This window comes from Microbacterium sp. 4-7 (genome assembly GCF_014332665.1).
In the GTDB taxonomy this organism is placed as follows: domain Bacteria; phylum Actinomycetota; class Actinomycetes; order Actinomycetales; family Microbacteriaceae; genus Microbacterium.
The window spans coordinates 719,415-737,394 of the sequence record NZ_MCRH01000001.1; the positions used below are offsets into that span (position 1 = coordinate 719,415).

Here is a 17,980-nt window from a genome sequence, read left to right on the forward strand (position 1 = left end):
CCGCAACACGAAGGAGCAACACCCCTCATGACCGATGCGCTTCTCACCGAGACCCGCGACGACACGACGGCCGCATGGTGGCGCCAGGCCGCCGTCTACCAGATCTACCCCCGCAGCTTCGCCGATGCGAACGGCGACGGCCTCGGTGACATCCCTGGCATCGTCTCGCGGGCCGACTACCTGCGCGACCTCGGCATCGACGCCGTGTGGCTCAGCCCGTTCTATCCGTCGGCCCTGGCAGACGGGGGCTACGACGTGGCGGACTACCGCGACGTCGATCCGCGCCTGGGCACGCTCGACGACTTCGACGACATGGTCGCGGCGCTGCACGAGCGCGGCATCCGCGTCGTGGTCGACATCGTGCCGAACCATTCGTCCGACCTGCACGAGTGGTTCCAGGAGGCGCTCGCCGCAGGCCGCGGCTCGGCGGCCCGCGAGCGGTACATCTTCCGCGAGGGATCCGGTCCCGACGGCGCGGAGCCGCCGACCGACTGGACCGCCGCGTTCGGCGGATCGGCGTGGGAGCGGGTCGATGACGGCCAGTGGTACCTGCACAGCTTCGCCCCCGAACAGCCCGACTTCAACTGGGACCACCCGGAGGTGCGCGAGGACTTCCTGACGACGCTGCGCTTCTGGTCGGACCGCGGGGTCGACGGCTTCCGCATCGATGTCGCCCACATGCTGACGAAAGATCTGACCGAGCCGCTGCCCAGCACCGCCGATCTCGAGCTGCTCCCGCACGACGGCAACCATCCGCTGCACGACCGCGACGACGTGCACGAGATCTATGCCGAATGGCGCCGGGTCTTCAACGAGTACGACCCGCCCCGCACCGCCGTGGCCGAAGCCTGGGTCAGCACTCCCGAGCGCCGCGCACGGTATGCCTCGGCCGAGGGGCTCGGGCAGGCGTTCAACTTCGACCTGCTGGTCGCCGACTTCGACGCGACGCAGTTCCGCACGATCATCACCGACAACCTCGCGCAGTCCGAGGCCACCGGGTCGTCGACGACGTGGGTGCTGTCGAACCATGACGTCACCCGCCACGCGACGCGCTACGGTCTCGCGCCGCTCGAGGGGCGCACCGGAGTGAAGCAAGGGGTCGAGTGGGTCGCGGCCGGCGGGCCGGAGGATCAGCTCGATCGCGAGGCGGGTCTTCGCCGAGCGCACGCTGCGACGCTGCTGCTGCTCGGGCTCCCCGGCAGCACCTACCTGTATCAGGGCGAGGAGCTCGGCCTCCACGAGGTCGCCGACGTCGCGCCCGAGCAGCGTCAGGACCCGGCGTTCTTCCGTGGTGCCGTCTTCGACGGACTGGGACGGGACGGATGCCGCGTGCCGCTGCCCTGGACCGCATCCGGACCGTCGTTCGGCTTCGGATCCGCTGAGGCGCACCTGCCGCAGCCCGCGTGGTTCGCCGAGTCCGCGGTCGATGTCGAGGCCGCCGATCCGTCGTCGACGCTCTCGCTCTACCGGGAGGCACTGCGGCTGCGGCACGAGCTGCAGACCGAGGAGAGCCTGGAGTGGATCGAGACCGGCCGGCCCGATGTGCTGCGCTTCGCCCGCCCGAACGGCTGGCAGATCGTGACGAACTTCGGCACCGAGCCGTTCGACCTCGGAGCGGATGCCGCCGATGTCGTCCTCGGCACGGTGGTCGACGGGGCGGTCCCGGCGGACTCGACCGTGTGGATCGCGCCGGGTCTCCTCGGCTGACCCGGTCTGATTGCAGGACGAAAGCACGGATGCAGGGCGAGAACACGGTTTCTCGTCCTGCATCCGTGCGTCGGCCCTGCAATCGATCGTGGAGCGTGCCACCCCAGCCCACCGATTTGATAATGGTTCTCATTAGCGTTTAGAGTGGGGGGCATGAAGAAGCCGTTCGTCGCCCTCGCCCTCGCATCCGTCGCCGCACTCTCGCTGGCCGGATGCTCGACCACCCCCGCTGCGGGAGAGGGCGGCGACGGCGGAGCGGTGACGGTCGTCGCGAGCACCAATGTCTACGGTTCGCTCGCCGAGCAGATCGGCGGTGACCGCGTCGACGTGACCTCGATCATCACCTCGGCCACGCAGGACCCGCACTCGTACGAGGCCTCGGCCCGTGACCGCCTGACGGTGCAGAAGGCCGACCTCGTGATCGAGAACGGCGGCGGCTACGACGGCTTCATCGACACCCTGCTGCAGGATGCCCAGGACCCGCACATCGTCACCGCCGTCGAGTTCTCGCACGATTTCCCGGGCAACGAGGGTCACTCCGATGAGGAGGGCGCGACCGAGGAAGAGCACGATCACGACCACGCCGAGGGTGAAGAGGGGCATGAGGGCCACAATCACATCGAGGGCTTCAACGAGCACGTCTGGTTCGACCCGCACACGATGATCCACGTGGTCGAGGCGATCGCCGACGAGCTTGCCGAGATCGACCCCGACGGCGAGGCGGAGTTCACCGCCAACGCCGAGGACATCGTCGCCGACCTCGAGGGCTTCGAAGCCGACCTCGAGACCCTCAAGACGGATGCCGCCGGCGCCGATGTGATCATCACCGAGCCGCTGCCCGGCTACATCGCCACCGCCGCCGGACTCACCGATGTGACCCCCGAGGGATTCGCGGAGTCGGTCGAGGAGGGCAGCGATGTCGCCCCCGCGACCCTGCTCGAGACCCTGAACGTCGTCGCCAGCGGCGACGTGGCAGCCGTGCTCACCAATGCGCAGACCGGCGGGGCCGAGACGCAGCGCGTCGAGGATGCCGCGACCGCCGCCGGCATCCCTCTCGTCGCCTTCACGGAGCTGCTGCCCGAAGGATCGTCGTACTCTGAGTGGATGAGTGACGCGATCCAGAGCCTCGCCGACGCGCTCCAGTCGTGAGCGCCGCCGCCGACGCGCGGGCAGGAGCCGAGAAGTCGAACCCCGTGCTCGAGGTGCGGGGAGCCGCCCTCCAGCGCGGTGATCGGGAACTGTGGTCGGGCCTCGACCTGACCGTCGAGCCCGGGGAGTTCATCGCCGTGCTCGGACCGTCTGGTTCGGGCAAGACCACGCTGCTGCGCAGCATCCTGGGCCTGCAGCCGCTGTCGGCCGGCGAGATCTCGGTCGCCGGCGGGCCGGTGCGCAAGGGCAACCCGCGCATCGGATACATCCCGCAGCAGCGCTCGCTGGCTCCCGACACGAGCATGCGAGCCCGCGACCTCGTGGCGCTCGGTGTGCAGGGCAGCCGCTTCGGCTTCCCGATCCCGCACCGCGGCGACAAGGCCAAGGTCGATCAGCTGCTCGCCTCGGTCGGAGCCGCGCACTACGCCGACCGCCGGGTCGGCCTCCTGTCGGGCGGTGAGCAGCAGCGACTGCGCGTCGGTCAGGCGCTCGCCGACGAACCCGCCCTGCTGCTGTGCGACGAGCCGCTGTCGAACCTCGATCTCGCGAACCAGGTCGCCATCACCGACATCATCGACCGCCAGCGTCGCGATCGCCGCGCCGCTGTGCTGTTCGTCACCCACGACATCAACCCGATCCTCGGCCGCGTCGATCGCATCCTCTACATCGCCGGCGGTCGCTTCGTGCTCGGCACCCCCGAAGAGGTGCTGCAGACCCGAGTGCTCACCGAGCTCTACGGCACCCCGGTGTTCGTGCTGCGCGCCGGCGACCGACTCGTCGTCGTCGGGGTGCCGGATGCCGAGCCCCACCACCTGCACGACCACGACCACGACCACGGAGGTGCCGCATGACCGTCATCACCGGCATCGTGCCTGCGGTCGACTGGAGTGACGTGTTCTCGTTCCAGGACTACGGCGAGCTCGTCGCCCTGCTCGCGAACTCGATCATCGCGGGTGCGGTGCTCGGCATCGTCGGCGGACTGATCGGCGTCTTCGTGATGCAGCGCGACCTCGCGTTCGCGGTGCACGGCGTCAGCGAGCTCTCGTTCGCGGGTGCCGCCGCAGCGCTGCTCTTCGGGGGCAGCGTGGTCGTCGGATCCCTCGGCGGTGCGCTCGTGGCGGCGATCCTGATCGGCGTCCTGGGGGCCAAGGCCCGAGATCGCAATTCGATCGTCGGGGTGCTCATGCCGTTCGGCCTCGGCCTCGGTATCCTCTTCCTGTCGCTCTACGACGGGCGCAGCGCCAACCGCTTCAGTCTGCTGACCGGACAGATCGTCTCGGTCTCGAGCCCCGACCTCGGCTGGCTGCTCGGCATCAGCATCGTCGTGCTGCTCGGGCTGCTGCTCATGTGGAACCCGCTGCGCTTCGACTCGCTCGACCCCGAGTCGGCCGCGGCCCGCGGTGTGCCGACCCGCGCGGTGAGCCTGCTCTTCATGGTGCTGCTCGGTCTGATCGTTGCGGTCAGCGTGCACATCATCGGCGCCCTGCTCGTGATGGCGCTGCTCGTGACTCCCGCGGCGGCCGCCATGCGCGTCTCGGCCGGGCCGGTCGCTGTGCCTCTGCTCGCGGCGCTCTTCGGGTTCGTGTCGGCCGTCGGCGGCATCCTGCTCGCCCTCGCGGGCACGCTGCCGGTGAGTCCGTACATCACGACCCTGTCGTTCACGATCTACGTCGTGTGCTGGATCATCCAGCGCGCCCGAGGCGGCGTGCGCCGCGTGCGGGCCTGACGTTCCCAGGGCCCGGCAAGGGCGGCGCGCCTAGAATCGTGGGTATGGCTCAGCGGAACACCTGGCAGCGCGATCGCGTGCGCGAAGCCCTCGCCGACGCGCGAGGATTCGTCAGCGCGCAGAATCTGCATGCCTCGCTCCGCGACGACAACACCGGCATCGGCCTCGCCACGGTCTATCGGGCCCTGGCCGGACTCGCCGCAGCCGGCGACGCCGACTCGCTGCAGAGCCCCGAAGGCGAGGCGCTCTACCGCGCCTGCACGACGCAGGGCCACCACCACCACCTGATCTGTCGCAACTGCGGACTCACGGTCGAGATCGAGGCGACCGACGTCGAGCAGTGGGCGCACCGCACCGCGGCCCTCCACGGCTTCACGGATGCCGCGCACGTGGTCGACATCTTCGGGCTGTGCGCCTCCTGCACCAACAAGCGGGACGCCGAAGAGGCAGCGAACGCGTGACCACCCAGGCCGCTCCACGGACGGTGCACTCGCACCGGCCCTCCCGATCGCCGCGCTCGCCGTGGATCGGGGTCGGCCTCGGCGCCGCGATCGTGCTCGCGCTCTTCCTGATCGACCGGTTCCTTCCGTCGCTCTTCACCGCGAGCCTGCCCAGCAGGGCTCAGGACGGCCTGACCCTCGCCCTGAGCGTGCTCATCGAGGCGCTGCCGTTCGTGATCCTCGGCGTGCTGCTGTCGATCGTCGTCCAGGTGTGGCTGCCCGCCGACGTCATCCACCGCTGGCTGCCGAAGCGCGCATGGGCCCGGCGTGCGGTGCTGTCGCTGCTCGGCATGCTCATCCCGGTGTGCGAGTGCGGCAACGTGCCCTTCGCCCGCGGTCTCATGATGCGCGGGCTCGCACCGGCCGAGGCGCTGACGTTCCTGATCGCCGCCCCGATCGTGAACCCGATCGTGATCCTGACCACGCACGCGGCATTCGGCTTCGATGACGGCATCCTGGTGGCCCGTCTCATCGGCGGATACCTGATCGCCAACCTCATCGGCTGGATCTACAGCCGCCACCCCTCGCCCGACTCGCTGCTCACCCAGCGGTTCATCGACACCTGCGACCGCGTCACGCACGAGCACGGCACACCGGTGCGCCGCAGCCTCACGCAGTTCCTCGTCGAGCTGCGCGCCGTGATGCCCGCGCTCGTGATCGGATCGGCGCTCGCCGGAGCGGTGCAGGTGCTGATCCCGCGCGAGGTGCTGCTGGCGATCGGCTCGAACCCGGTGCTGTCCATCCTGGCGATGATGGCCCTCGCGATGACCGTCGCGATCTGCTCGAACGTCGACGCCTTCTTCGCCCTGTCGTTCGCCTCCACCTTCTCGTCGGGCGCGCTCGTGGCGTTCCTGCTCGTCGGCCCGCTCGTCGACGTGAAGATGCTCGCTCTCATGCGCACGACCTTCACCACCCGCACCCTCGTCGGGATCGTCGGCGTGGTGCTGTTCGCCGCCTTCGCGATCGGGATCGGGGTGAACGTCCTTGTCTGATCACGCGCACCCCACGCAGGCCCGCTCGCGCGCCCGTGCCCTGGGCACCCGCTGGCTCGGCATCGGTCTCGCCACGGTGATCTCGGTCGTCACGCTCGGACTCGGCCTGACCGGTCGCCTGAATCTCTACATCAGCCCCGAGTCGGTGTGGTTCGCCTGCGCCGCGGCCGTCGTGACTCTTGCCGGAGCGATCTGGTCGTGCACCCTGCCGCTCGGCGAAGAAGGCGACCACGGACACGATCACGGACACGGCACGGATGCGGATGCCGAGCCGTCGCCTCGCCGCAGCCTCGCCCTCGTGGGCACGGTCACCGGAGGTGTCGTCGCTTCGGGTGTCGTCATCGCAGCACTCGTGCTGCCGCCCGCATCGCTGTCGGTCGAGCTGGCGATGTCGCGGGTCGGAGCGCAGACCGCGCTGTTCGCCGGGGCCGACGATGTGACCCTCGGGGTCGCCGACACCGCGACCTTCGGGGTGGGCGACTGGGCGAGCGTGTTCGCGACGGCGACCAACACCGCCGCCTACGACGGCAAGACGGTCACGCTGACCGGCTTCGTCACCCCCACGGATGCCGACGGCGTCAACCTCACGCGCCTCGTCATCACGCACTGCGTGATCGACGCGCAGCCGGCGACGCTGCCGGTGACGATCGACGCGGGAGAGTTCGACACCGGCCAGTGGGTCGAGGTCGAGGGCACGGTCAAGGCGGATGCCGACGGCTCGCTGCACGTCGAGCCCACCACCGTCACCGCGATCGACGAGCCTCAGGACCCGTATGAGTACTGACGACGAGCGCCCCGACCTCCCGGCGGTGCCGCGCACGCGCGCCGAGCTGCGCGCCGCCCGCGAGGCGGAAGCGGCCGCTGCTGCCGCGGATTCCCCGTCGCCGTCGGTGAGCGACGGCGGCGCAGCCGAACCCACCGCCCAATCGCCGGACGAGGGCGGCGGGGCAGAGCGAGACGGAACCTCTCCTGCGACCGACACGCCTGTCGTCTCGCCTGCGGCTCGCGGGGCTCGCGGGGCCGGCGGCGAACGGCCGACGCGTTCGACCTTCGTCCCGCCTGATGCGGAGTCCACGACGTCGTTCGCGGCTCACTCCACGACCGACTACGCGCCCCCGGCGCCGGTGCAGCCGAAGGCCGAGAAGAAGCCGAAGGCCGAGAAGAAGCCCAAGCCGGCGAAGGCCGCCAAGCCCGCGAAGGCCGCCAGGCCCGAGAAGCCCGCCAAGCCGGAGAAGCCCGCCGAGCCCGGAAAGTCCGGCGCCCCGAGCGACCGCCGGTTCCTGCTGGCGCTCGGCGCTGTGCTCGGCATCCTCGTGCTGGTGGGGGCAGGACTCGGCGTCGTCAGCCTCACCCAGGGACCCCGCATCACCGAGGTGCAGGTCGACCCGACCGAGGCCATCGAGACCTCCGGCAGCCGGGTCATCCTCACCGCGAACCAGTCCCTCGCCGCGATCGACGAATCGCAGGTGACCGTCGACCCCGCCGTGCCCTTCACCCTCGACGCCGCGGGCCGCGGCATCGGCATCCGCTTCACCGTGCCGCTCGACGATGACACCGAGTACACGGTGAAGGTCGCCGATGCGGTCGGCGCCGGAGGCGGCCCGAGCGCCACGCTGTCGACGAGCTTCTCGACTCCGGCATCTCACATCTTCCTGCTGCGCCGAGACCCCGACGGGAACGACCAGATCTTCCGCACCGACCTGTCGGGTGAGAAGGCACAGCCCGTGTTCGCGGCCGACAGGATCAACGACTTCCGCGCGACGTCGTCGCAGCTCGTGGTCTCGGTCGAGGAGGACGAGGGCTCGAAGCTGCTCGTGATGGACCGCGACGGGACGGATCAGCGCGAGCTCGAGCTGCCCGGTGTCGGATACGTCGGGGCGATCCAGGTCTCCGACCGCGGGGGTCTGGTCGGCTACAGCTACTCCGACAAGGAGCTCAGCGATACGGAGGGGCGCGCCAGCGTGCTCGTCACCCAATCGCTGAGCGGCGACGACGAACCGGTGGTGACAGAGGTCGGGGGCAAGGAGGCGAACATCTTCGTCTGGCAGTTCGTGCCGGACAGCTCCGCCGTGCTCTTCATCGACTTCGACGGTGCGCTCTCGCTGGTCGACCGCTCGACCGATGCGGGAGTGCAGTCCCTCGGACTCGCGACGACCATCCAGGGCATCTCGCGGGGCACGTACACGGCGATCGTCGAGCGACTCGACGGCACGGTGGTCGAGCTGAACCTCGCTGACGGGTCGGAGGTGCCGCTCGAAGCATCGACTCCCGACTACGGCACCGCGATCACGATCACGCCGTACCCCGGCGGCACCCTCCGCCACGTGGTGTCGCGCGACGAGAACGGTCTGCCCGTCGGTCAGGCGGTCATCCGGGTCAACGACGAGGGCGCGGCGACACCGCTCGTCGAGGTCGATTCGACCGACTCGATCCTGCAGGCCTGCGCGTCGCCCAGCGGCCAGTACGCCGCGGTCGTCATAGCGCCGGAGCTCGCCGACAACCCCTACGACCAGATGCTGCTGCCGCTGCCCGAGAACCTCGAGACGCACCTGCTCGACCTGCGCACGGGTGACGAGATCGTGGCGCTCACCGGCTTCGACGCCTCGTGGTGCCAGACGGCCCCCCAGTTCTGAGCCCATGCCGACGGATGCCCTGCACCGAGCGACCCGCGCCGAGCTGAGCGGGCTGCCGGTCGAGGTCGCTCCGCTGCTGCTCGGCGGTGAGCTGCGCACCGTCGTGGCCGGCTCCGAGGTGCGACTCCGACTCACCGAGGTCGAGGCCTATCACGGGCAGGGCACGGGACCGGCGGCCGACCCCGGGTCGCACGCGCGCATGGGGCGCACCGCACGCAACGCGACGATGTGGGGCGAGCCGGGGCACCTGTACGTCTATCTGAGTCACGGCATCCACTCGTGCGTGAACGTCGTCTCGGGCCCCGAGGGTCAGGCGGGCGGGATCCTGCTGCGGGCGGGCGAGGTGGTGCACGGGGCGGATGCCGTCGCGGTGCGCCGCCGTGCGACGCCCCCTCTGACGGCGACTGCGCTGCGCGACCTCGCGCGGGGGCCCGGTCGATTCGGCCAGTCGGCGGGCCTGCGGCATCCGATCCACGACGGCATCGACGCGATCACCGGAGCGGAGTTCGCGGGCGCCCGCGCCGAGCTGTGGCTGCGTGACGAACCGGTGACCGATGTGGCGACCGGGCCGAGGGTCGGTGTGGCCGGCATCGCCGGGACCGCGGCATTCCCCTGGCGCTTCTGGATCTCCGGTGACCCGACGGTCTCGCCGTTCCGCTGGGGGAGGGGCGCTCAGGCCGAGTCTCTCCACACCACGGGCGTCGGCAGCATGATGCCCTCACGCGGACGCTGATCGTCGCGCAGCTGCGCGAGGACGGATGCCGCGGCCGCGGCCCCGAGACCTTCGGCAGGCTGGTCGACGGTCGAGAGCAGCGGGGTGGTGCGCGTCGCCCACGTGCTGTTGTCGAAGCCGACCACGCCGACGTCATCCGGCACACGCCGCCCCGCTTCGCGCAGCGCCCACATCGCTCCGGCGGCCACCGCGTCGGACGCGGCGAAGACTCCGTCGATGTCGGGTGCTCGGTCGAGCAGTTGCTTCATGGCGGCGGCTCCGTCGGCGTAGGAGTACAGCGGCACCTCTTCGACGAGGTCCGGATCGAAGTCGTCGCCGAGAGCGTCGGTGAATCCGGCGAGTCGATCGGTGCCCGAGTCGCGGTCGAGGGCGGCGGCGATCATGCCGACCCTCGTGCGACCGGTCGCCAGCAGACGTGAGGTGACGGCTTGCGCGGCGCCGCGGTTGTCGACGCCGACCCAGGCGGCATCGACGTCGGGTGGGTGGCCGACGTAGGCGACAGGCAGGTCGAGTCGCATCACGGCCTTGGTGATCGGATCCTGCGCTCGGGCCGAGACGATCACAGCGCCGTCGACGAACCCGCCGTTGAGGTAGCGCGCGACGCGTTCGGTGTCTCGCACCGAGTCGACCACGAGGCAGACCATCTGGTAGTCCGCCTCGGAGAGAGTCTCGTTCGTGCCGAGCATGATCGCGCCGATGTTGGGGTCTTCGAGGAACAGCGCGTGCGGCTCGTGCACGATGAACGCGATGGCCTGGGTGCGCTGTCGCACGAGGTTCTGGGCGGCGGTGTTCGGCACGTAGCCGACCTCGCGGATCGCCTCTTCGATCGCGGTGCGCGCGGCGTCCGACACGTAGCCGCCGTTGATCACGCGGCTGACGGTTCCTCTGGAGACTCCGGCGACGCGCGCGACATCGTGCACGGTGCTGCGACGACGGGCCGAAGTGCTCATGATCGACAGCCTAGCGACCCGGACTTGACGGGATTCGCCACGACATGCGACGATGTGTGCACGTTCACAGAAATCCCGATCGCTGTTTCGACGCAGCGGACTGTGCACGTGCACACATGATCCGCAAAGGAGCGTCACCGATGGCCGCCGCTGTGTCCGACCGCATCGCCACCCTCTCCGCAGGGCGCGGCCTCGTCTTCGGATGCGACTACAACCCGGAGCAGTGGGACCGCAGCGTCTGGCCCGACGACGTGCGGCTCATGCAGCAGGCCGGCGTGGGTCTCGTGGCGATCAACATCTTCGGCTGGTCGTCGATCAACCCCGCCAGGGGAGTGTGGGACTTCGCGGCGCTCGACGAGATCATCGCGCTGCTGCACGCCGCGGACATCCGCATCAACCTCGGCACCGGCACGGCCTCGCCCGCACCGTGGCTCACCGCGCAGCATCCCGAGATCCTGCCGGTCGGCGAAGACGGGACCGTCTTCCAGCAGGGCGGTCGTCAGGGGTACTGCCCGAGCTCGCCCCTCTTCCGCGCGTACGCCGCCGAGGTCGTCACCCGTGTCGTCGAACGCTACGGCGACCACCCGGCCGTCGCGCTCTGGCACGTGTCGAACGAGCTGGGCTGCCACAACGCGCTCTGCTACTGCGACACGAGCGCCGAGGCCTTCCGTGGCTGGCTGCGCGAGCGGTACGCCGACATCGACGCGCTGAACCGCGCGTGGGGCACGACATTCTGGAGCCAGCGCTACAGCGACTTCGACGACGTGCGGGTGCCCGCTCAGGCCCTCTCGCTGCGCAACCCGGGGCAGATCCTCGACTTCCAGCGCTTCAGTTCCGACGAGCAGCTCGCGCTCTACCGCGCCGAAGCGGCGATCCTGCGCGAGCGGAGCGACGTGCCGGTGACGACCAACTTCATGGTCACCGCGCACATCCGCAATCTCGACTACTGGTCGTGGGCGGGCGAGATGGATCTGATCGCCAACGACCACTACCTCGACCGTCGCCTCGACGACGCGCGAGGCGAGCTCTCGTTCGCCGCCGACCTCACCCGCGGCCTCGCCCAGGGTGCGCCGTGGCTGCTCATGGAGACCTCGACCGGCGCAGTGAACTGGCAGCCCTACAACCTCGCCAAGGCTCCCGGTGAGCTGCAGCGCAACATCGCCGCCCACATCGCGCGCGGCGCCGACGGCATCTGCTTCTTCCAGTGGCGGGCGTCGACCCAGGGCGCCGAGAAGTACCACACGGCACTCGTGCCGCACGCGGGCGAGGACTCCGACCAGTGGCGCGAGGTCGTCGCGCTCGGCGGACTCCTCGATCGCCTGGGCGAGGTCGCCGGGACGCGCGTCGTCGCCGACGCCGCACTGTTCTTCTCCTGGGAGAGCTGGTGGGCCGCCGAGAACGAGGGCCGTCCGAGCGAGGCGCTGACCTACCTCGGCCAGGTGCATGCCGCGCATGCCGCGCTGGCGGATGCCGGCGTCACGACAGACGTCGTGCGCCCCGGCGCCGACCTCGACGGCCACCGCCTGCTGATCGTCCCCGCGCTGCACCTCATCGGCGATGCGGATGCCGCGGCGATCGCCCGCGCGGTCGAGAACGGCGCGACAGCACTGATCACCTTCTTCAGCGGCATCGTCGACGAAGAAGACAGAGTGCGCACCGGCGGCTATCCCGGCGCGTTCCGCGACCTGCTCGGCATCCGCTCGGAGGAGTTCACGCCCCTGCGTCCCGACGAGACCGTCACCCTGACCGACGGCACGACCGCGACAGTGTGGAGCGAGCGCCTGAAGGCCACGGATGCCGAGGTCATCGCGTCGTTCGTCGACGGCCCCGCCGCCGGACGCCCCGCGATCACGCGGCGCGCGACGGGAGCGGGCGAGGCCTGGTTCCTCGGCACCCAGCCCGCTCGCGAGGACTACCGCGCACTGATCGCACGGCTCGCCGCATCCGCGGGTGTCGCGCTCGTCCCCGGCGCCGGACCCGACGTCGAGATCGTGCGCCGCACCGGCGATGCCGGCTCGTTCCTGTTCGTCATCAACCACGGATCCACGGATGCCGAGGTCGCGGCCGCAGGTCACGACCTCGTCACCGACGCCTGCGCCACCGGCCCGGTGCCGGCCGGTGCGGTCCGCATCATCAAGGAGGATGTATGACCACCACGCTCGCCGCTCCGGCGGTCGCCTCAGCGCCGAAGGCGCCGGGCCGCCGCCGACGGATCCCGCACAAGGGCGCCATCGCGTTCCTCATCGTGCCCTTCGGCGTGCTGTTCGCGCTGTTCTACGTCGTCCCCATCGCCTACGCGTTCTGGCAGTCCCTGCTCGTGGTCGAGCGCGACGGCACCTTCGGCAAGGCCGAGCAGGTGTTCGGCGGCTTCACGCAGTACGTGCTCGTCTTCCAGAACGAGGCCTTCTGGGCATCGATGGGGCGGATGCTGACCTTCGGCGTCGTGCAGGTGCCGGTCATGCTCGGCCTGGCCCTGCTGTTCGCGCTGCTGCTGGACTCGCCGCTCGTCCGCGGCAAGCGCTTCTTCCGCCTCGCGTTCTTCGTGCCGTATGCGGTGCCCGGTGTCATCGCCGCGATCATGTGGGGCTCGCTGTTCTCGCCGAACCTCTCGCCGTTCACCGCGATCACCAAGAACATCGACTTCCTCGGGGCAGACCTCGTGCTGTGGTCGATCGCGAACGTCGTGACGTGGGTCTACGTCGGCTACAACATGCTGATCATCTACTCGGCGCTGCTCTCGATCCCCCAGGAGCTCTACGAGGCGGCCATCCTCGACGGCGCCGGACAGTGGCGCATCGCCTGGTCGATCAAGATCCCGCTGGTGCGCCCGGCGATCGTGATGACCGCGATCTTCTCGATCATCGGCACGCTGCAGCTGCTCGCCGAACCGCAGGTCTTCCGTTCGTTCAGCTCGGCGGTCACGAGCACGTTCACCCCGAACATGACCGTATACGCCACGGCATCCATCCCGAACACCAACCTCGCGGCCGCCTTCTCGGTCGTGCTGGCCGTGACGACGTTCGTGCTGTCGTTCGGATTCATGAAGTACATGCAGCGCAAGGAGCAGAACGCATGAGCACCATGACGATCGTCGCCCCCGGTCGGGGCTCGCGCGCACAGGCCCCGCGCAGAAAGGGTGCTCGCGAATCGGGCATCTCCCGCACCGGCGCCATGCTGATCATGGCCGTGTTCACGGTCTACTTCCTGCTGCCGCTGTGGTGGCTGCTCGTCGCGTCGAGCAAGGAGACCGGCGACATCCTGACCACCGCCCCGCTGTGGTTCGCCGACTTCCACCTGCTCGACAACATCGCCGAGCTGTTCGCCTACCGCGACGGCGTCTACCTGCGCTGGCTGCTGAACTCGGTGCTCTACGCCGCGCTCGGCGGCGCCATCGCGACCCTGCTCGCCGCCATGGCCGGCTACGCCCTCGCGAAGTACCGGTTCCCGGGCCGCGACCTGATGTTCGACATCGTGCTCGGCGGAGTGCTGGTTCCGGCCACGGCCCTCGCGCTGCCGCTGTTCCTCATCTTCAGCCAGGCGCAGCTGACCAACACGTTCTGGTCGGTGTTCCTGCCGTCGATCGTGAGTCCGTTCGGCGTCTACCTGGCGCGGATCTTCGCGGCCTCCTCCGTTCCCGACGAACTGCTCGAGGCGAGTCGGCTCGACGGCGCGGGCGAGATCCGCACGTTCTTCACGGTCAGCATCCGACTGATGACGCCCGCGCTGGTGACGATGTTCCTCTTCCAGTTCGTCGCCATCTGGAACAACTTCTTCCTGCCGATGATCATGCTGCGATCCGAAGACCTCTTCCCGGTCGTCTTCGGTCTCTACAACTGGAACAACCAGCTGAACCAGCTGCCGGAACTCCGTGGTCTCGTGCTGATCGGCGCTCTGCTGTCGGTCATCCCGCTGATCGTCACCTTCCTCCTGCTCCAGCGCTTCTGGCGCAACGGACTGGGCGCCGGCGCCCTGAAGTGAGCAGGCGGCCGCCCGGACCGACCGGACGGCCCGCACCACCGCACCATCCCTACCGCACCACCCCCATCGCATCCACGAAAGGATCGAAATGCAGCATTCGAAGATGAAGGCAGCCGCTGTCATCGCCATCTCGGCACTCGCGCTCGCCGGTTGCTCGGCGTCCGGCGGAGACAGCTCCGGCACCGGCGGCGACGCCGCCGCCGCGTGCACCCCGGCGGACGGCGACGTCACGCTCGAGTTCACCTCCTGGATCCCCGGCATCGAAGACGTCGTCGAGATCTGGAACGAGGCCAACCCCGAGATCCAGGTCGACGTGCAGACCGGCCCGAACGGCAACGGCGGCACGTACCAGAACTTCTTCAACCAGATCAAGGCCGGCGATGCGCCCGACCTCGGTCAGATCGAGTACGACGCGCTGCCGAACTTCCTCGTGCAGGACGGCCTCGAAGACCTCAGCGCCTGTGAGGACGTCGTCGCCGCGGAGGACCAGTTCGTCGACTGGGCCTGGGGACAGGTCACCCTCGGCACCGAGGGCGTCTACGGCGTTCCGCAGGACACCGGCCCCATGGCGCTGTTCTACCGCGCCGACCTGTTCGAGCAGAACGGCATCGCCATCCCCACCACGTGGGACGAGTACCGCGAGGCGGCCGTGAAGATCCGTGACCTCGGCGGATACATCACCAACTTCTCGCAGTCGGACATCAACCAGTTCGCCGGGTTCGCCTGGCAGGACGGCGCTCAGTGGTTCTCGAGCGACGACGAGGGCTGGACGGTGTCGCTGGCCGACGACGCGACCACCACGGTCGCCGACTTCTGGCAGAGCATGCTCGACGACGACCTCGTCGCCACGGTTCCCGCCTGGACCGACGAGTGGAACAACGCCTACAACTCCGGTCAGGTCTGGACCTGGAACTCCGCCGTCTGGGGCGCCAACTCGATCTCCAGCGGAGCCCCCGACACCGCCGGCTCCTGGGCCGTCGCACCGCTGCCGCAGTGGGAGGCCGGCGGCACCGCGGCCGGCAACTGGGGCGGGTCGTCGACCGCTGTCCTCAAGGGCAGCGAGCACGTCTACGAGGCGACGAAGTTCGCGCTGTGGCTCAACACGTCGGATGAGGCGCTGACCGCGCTCGCCGAGGCCGCCAACCTCTACCCGGCCACGACAGCCGGTCTCGAGCTGCCGGTCTACGCCGAGGGCGTCGAGTTCTACGGCGGACAGAAGATCTACGACGTCTTCGCCGACGCCGCCACCCAGGTCTCGCCCGACTTCGCGTGGGGCCCGACCATGACCCAGACCTACTCGGACGTGTCCGACGGCTTCAAGGCAGCGGTCTCGGGCAACGGCACTCTGCTCGACGCGATCGAGAAGGGCCAGACGGCGACCATCGACGCGCTCAAGGCCGCATCGATCCCCGTCACGGAGTAACACCTCTCGGAGGCCCGCCCGTATGCTCACGGGCGGGCCTCCCCCTTTTCGTCTGGAGCGGCAATGAGCGAACTCGTCCACCTGACCTCGGCCGGCGTCAGCGTCGTCATCGACACGACGAGTGCGCGACTGCTGCACTGGGGAGCGGCGCTCGACACCGCCGACCTCGACGCACTCGCGGTGTCGTCGACCGGGGCTGTGACGTTCAGCTCGTTCGACGCCTCGCGCACCTTCCCGCTGCTGGCCGTCGAAGCCGACGGATGGTCCGGCGCCCCGGCGCTCGCCTGGCACCGCGGCGGGCTGCACAGCGCGCCGCTGCTGCGCTCGACCGGGTGGAAGGCGACGGAGTCATCGCTGCGCGGGGAGTTCGCGGATCCCGCGGCCGGCGCATCCGTCGTCCTCGATCTCGAGCTGGATGCCGTCGGCGTGCTCACCGCCCAGGTGTCGGTGACGAGCACGGCGGATGCTGCCGAGCCGCTCGACCTGCTCGCCGCGCGCATCCTGCTGCCGATCCCCGCACATGCGACCGAGGTGCTCGATCACACCGGACGCTGGACGGGCGAGCGGCGACCACAGCGAGGCGCCCTGCGCCACGGAGCGCACCTGCGTCAGGTGCGCCGCGGTCGTGGTGGACACGACGCCCCGTACCTGACCGCGATCGGCACCGACGGGTTCGGCTTCCGCCGAGGGGAACTGTGGACCGCGCACGTCGCGTGGAGCGGGGACCTCGAAGTCGGCGTCGAGCGTCTTCCCGAGGGTGCCGGCGTTCACGGGGCGGTGCTCGGCGGGGGAGAACTGCTGCTGCCCGGCGAGATCCGGCTCGGCGCGGGGGAGACCTACGTCTCGCCGCAGGTGTTCCTCGCCTACGGCGAGAGCGGGCTCGACTCCGTGTCGGCCCGCCTGCATCAGACCGTCCGCGCGTTCTCCGCACACCCCACGACGCCGCGTCCTCTCGTGCTCAACACCTGGGAGGCCGTGTACTTCGACCATGACCCCGCGAAGATCATCGAGCTGGCCGAGGCTGCGGCATCCGTCGGCGTCGAGCGGTTCGTGCTCGACGACGGATGGTTCCGCGGACGCCCCGACGACCGATCAGGACTCGGCGACTGGTTCATCGACGACGCCAAGTGGCCGAAGGGGCTGCGGCCGCTCGCCGATCAGGTGCACGGTCTCGGGATGCAGTTCGGTCTCTGGTTCGAGCCCGAGATGGTGAACCCGGTCTCCGACCTCGCCGCGCAGCATCCGGACTGGGTGCTGCAGGCCGCGCCCGACTCGCCCACCTGGCGGCATCAGAAGGTGCTCGACCTGGCGAACCCGGATGCTGCGGCCCACCTGCTGGAGCGCATCGACGCCCTGGTCTCCAAGATCGGCATCGACTTCATCAAGTGGGACCACAACCGCGACCTGCACGCCGCGGTGTCGCCGCACACCGGCCGCGCGTCCGTGCACGCTCAGACGGCCGCCTTCTACGCCCTGCTCGACGCGCTGCGCGAGCGGCATCCCTCTCTCGAGATCGAGTCGTGCGCGAGCGGCGGAGCCCGCGTCGACCTCGGGGTGCTCCAGCGCACCCAGCGCGTCTGGGGCTCGGACTCGAACGATCCGATCGAACGGCAGCAGATCCAGCGCTGGACCGGTACTCTCGTGCCCCCGGAGGTCGTGGGGTCTCACGTCGGTCCGCCGGTCGCCGAGACGACGCATCGCGCGGCATCCCTGCCGTTCCGCATGGCCACCGCGCTGTTCGGGCACGCCGGCATCGAGTGGGACATCACGCGGTGCACGGATGACGAGCGGGAGGCGCTGGCCCGCTGGACGGCGCTCTATCGCGAGCTGCGGCCGCTGTTGCACTACGGCGTCACCGTGCGCAGCGACGAGGTCGACGACGAGACGCTGCTGCACGGCGTCGTCGCGGTCGACGGCTCGCGCGGTGTGTTCGCGTGGGTGCGGCAGGGTGCGTCGGTCGACGCGTTCACGCCGCGCACCCGCATCCCCGGACTGCAGCCCGGCGGGCGCTACCGGCTGCGGGTGCGGGACGAGCTGGGCACCGCGACGCGGCACCAGGTCTCGGACCCCGCCTGGCTGGATGCCGGGATCGAGGCGACCGGCGCGTTCTTCGAGACGGTCGGGGTGCCCCTGCCCCTGCTCGCGCCGGGGGCGGCGCTGCTGCTCGAGGTCGTTCGGGTCTGACTCGG

General features: G+C 69.9%; 15 protein-coding genes. 14 read left to right on the plus strand and 1 reads right to left on the minus strand.

Features of this window, described 5'->3' with window-relative positions; all coding sequences use genetic code 11:
• Nucleotides 1–27 precede the first annotated feature (27 nt).
• The 9 genes from BEP68_RS03435 to BEP68_RS03475 all read left to right on the plus strand — a co-directional run bounded on the left by BEP68_RS03435 (nt 28) and on the right by BEP68_RS03475 (nt 9,440).
• On the plus strand, nt 28–1,707 hold the full coding sequence (locus BEP68_RS03435) for a glycoside hydrolase family 13 protein (RefSeq protein WP_187249212.1): 1,680 nt from the start codon (nt 28–30) through the stop codon (nt 1,705–1,707).
• Between the two features lie 153 nt (nt 1,708–1,860).
• Nucleotides 1,861–2,856 carry a metal ABC transporter solute-binding protein, Zn/Mn family gene (locus BEP68_RS03440; protein ID WP_072592100.1) on the plus strand — a complete coding sequence of 332 codons (996 nt, stop codon included), beginning with the start codon at nt 1,861–1,863 and terminating at the stop codon, nt 2,854–2,856.
• The gene (locus BEP68_RS03445) at nt 2,853–3,707 is read left to right on the plus strand and encodes a metal ABC transporter ATP-binding protein (RefSeq protein WP_056275410.1); all 855 of its coding nucleotides are present in this window, start codon (nt 2,853–2,855) and stop codon (nt 3,705–3,707) included. Before BEP68_RS03440 ends, BEP68_RS03445 begins: the two co-directional genes overlap by 4 nt.
• Nucleotides 3,704–4,582 carry a metal ABC transporter permease gene (locus BEP68_RS03450; protein WP_187249213.1) on the plus strand — a complete coding sequence of 293 codons (879 nt, stop codon included), beginning with the start codon at nt 3,704–3,706 and terminating at the stop codon, nt 4,580–4,582. Before BEP68_RS03445 ends, BEP68_RS03450 begins: the two co-directional genes overlap by 4 nt.
• 44 nt (nt 4,583–4,626) lie before the next feature.
• Nucleotides 4,627–5,043, plus strand: a complete 417-nt coding sequence (locus BEP68_RS03455) for a Fur family transcriptional regulator (RefSeq protein ID WP_042540517.1) — start codon at nt 4,627–4,629, stop codon at nt 5,041–5,043.
• Complete coding sequence (locus BEP68_RS03460; RefSeq protein WP_150115130.1) at nt 5,040–6,074, plus strand: permease; 1,035 nt, start codon at nt 5,040–5,042, stop codon at nt 6,072–6,074. Before BEP68_RS03455 ends, BEP68_RS03460 begins: the two co-directional genes overlap by 4 nt.
• Entirely contained in the window at nt 6,067–6,858 is a 792-nt protein-coding gene (locus BEP68_RS03465; RefSeq protein WP_261987672.1) for a TIGR03943 family putative permease subunit, read from the plus strand. Before BEP68_RS03460 ends, BEP68_RS03465 begins: the two co-directional genes overlap by 8 nt.
• Nucleotides 6,848–8,707 carry an Ig-like domain-containing protein gene (locus BEP68_RS03470; protein WP_187249214.1) on the plus strand — a complete coding sequence of 620 codons (1,860 nt, stop codon included), beginning with the start codon at nt 6,848–6,850 and terminating at the stop codon, nt 8,705–8,707. Before BEP68_RS03465 ends, BEP68_RS03470 begins: the two co-directional genes overlap by 11 nt.
• Before the next feature lie 4 nt (nt 8,708–8,711).
• The gene (locus BEP68_RS03475; protein ID WP_187249215.1) at nt 8,712–9,440 is read left to right on the plus strand and encodes a DNA-3-methyladenine glycosylase; all 729 of its coding nucleotides are present in this window, start codon (nt 8,712–8,714) and stop codon (nt 9,438–9,440) included.
• On the opposite strand, the gene BEP68_RS03480 is transcribed toward BEP68_RS03475, so the two are convergent.
• On the minus strand, nt 9,380–10,390 hold the full coding sequence (locus tag BEP68_RS03480; protein ID WP_187249216.1) for a LacI family DNA-binding transcriptional regulator: 1,011 nt from the start codon (nt 10,388–10,390) through the stop codon (nt 9,380–9,382). The genes BEP68_RS03475 and BEP68_RS03480 overlap by 61 nt on opposite strands.
• A 140-nt stretch (nt 10,391–10,530) precedes the next feature.
• Here BEP68_RS03480 and BEP68_RS03485 point away from each other — a divergent pair, with 140 nt between their 5' ends.
• The 5 genes from BEP68_RS03485 to BEP68_RS03505 all read left to right on the plus strand — a co-directional run bounded on the left by BEP68_RS03485 (nt 10,531) and on the right by BEP68_RS03505 (nt 17,975).
• Complete coding sequence (locus BEP68_RS03485; protein WP_187249217.1) at nt 10,531–12,540, plus strand: beta-galactosidase; 2,010 nt, start codon at nt 10,531–10,533, stop codon at nt 12,538–12,540.
• A complete protein-coding gene (locus tag BEP68_RS03490) occupies nt 12,537–13,466 on the plus strand; it encodes a carbohydrate ABC transporter permease (protein WP_053098126.1) in 930 nt (309 codons plus the stop codon). Before BEP68_RS03485 ends, BEP68_RS03490 begins: the two co-directional genes overlap by 4 nt.
• On the plus strand, nt 13,463–14,368 hold the full coding sequence (locus BEP68_RS03495) for a carbohydrate ABC transporter permease (protein WP_410054836.1): 906 nt from the start codon (nt 13,463–13,465) through the stop codon (nt 14,366–14,368). The genes BEP68_RS03490 and BEP68_RS03495 overlap by 4 nt, the downstream gene beginning before the upstream one ends.
• An 88-nt stretch (nt 14,369–14,456) precedes the next feature.
• Entirely contained in the window at nt 14,457–15,791 is a 1,335-nt protein-coding gene (locus BEP68_RS03500) for an ABC transporter substrate-binding protein (RefSeq protein WP_187249218.1), read from the plus strand.
• 63 nt (nt 15,792–15,854) lie between these two features.
• Nucleotides 15,855–17,975, plus strand: a complete 2,121-nt coding sequence (locus BEP68_RS03505; protein ID WP_187249219.1) for an alpha-galactosidase — start codon at nt 15,855–15,857, stop codon at nt 17,973–17,975.
• Nucleotides 17,976–17,980: the final 5 nt, after the last annotated feature.

Excerpts from the sequence above, each read along its gene's own strand:
- BEP68_RS03500 (WP_187249218.1), top strand. The coding sequence starts at position 14,457 with ATGCAGCATTCGAAGATGAAGGCAGCCGCTGTCATCGCCATCTCGGCA.
- BEP68_RS03490 (WP_053098126.1), top strand. The coding sequence starts at position 12,537 with ATGACCACCACGCTCGCCGCTCCGGCGGTCGCCTCAGCGCCGAAGGCG.
- BEP68_RS03435 (WP_187249212.1), top strand. The coding sequence starts at position 28 with ATGACCGATGCGCTTCTCACCGAGACCCGCGACGACACGACGGCCGCA.
- BEP68_RS03440 (WP_072592100.1), top strand. The coding sequence starts at position 1,861 with ATGAAGAAGCCGTTCGTCGCCCTCGCCCTCGCATCCGTCGCCGCACTC.
- BEP68_RS03495 (WP_410054836.1), top strand. The coding sequence starts at position 13,463 with ATGAGCACCATGACGATCGTCGCCCCCGGTCGGGGCTCGCGCGCACAG.
- BEP68_RS03455 (WP_042540517.1), top strand. The coding sequence starts at position 4,627 with ATGGCTCAGCGGAACACCTGGCAGCGCGATCGCGTGCGCGAAGCCCTC.
- BEP68_RS03450 (WP_187249213.1), top strand. The coding sequence starts at position 3,704 with ATGACCGTCATCACCGGCATCGTGCCTGCGGTCGACTGGAGTGACGTG.
- BEP68_RS03485 (WP_187249217.1), top strand. The coding sequence starts at position 10,531 with ATGGCCGCCGCTGTGTCCGACCGCATCGCCACCCTCTCCGCAGGGCGC.
- BEP68_RS03505 (WP_187249219.1), top strand. The coding sequence starts at position 15,855 with ATGAGCGAACTCGTCCACCTGACCTCGGCCGGCGTCAGCGTCGTCATC.
- BEP68_RS03470 (WP_187249214.1), top strand. The coding sequence starts at position 6,848 with ATGAGTACTGACGACGAGCGCCCCGACCTCCCGGCGGTGCCGCGCACG.
- BEP68_RS03475 (WP_187249215.1), top strand. The coding sequence starts at position 8,712 with ATGCCGACGGATGCCCTGCACCGAGCGACCCGCGCCGAGCTGAGCGGG.
- BEP68_RS03480 (WP_187249216.1), bottom strand. The coding sequence starts at position 10,390 with ATGAGCACTTCGGCCCGTCGTCGCAGCACCGTGCACGATGTCGCGCGC.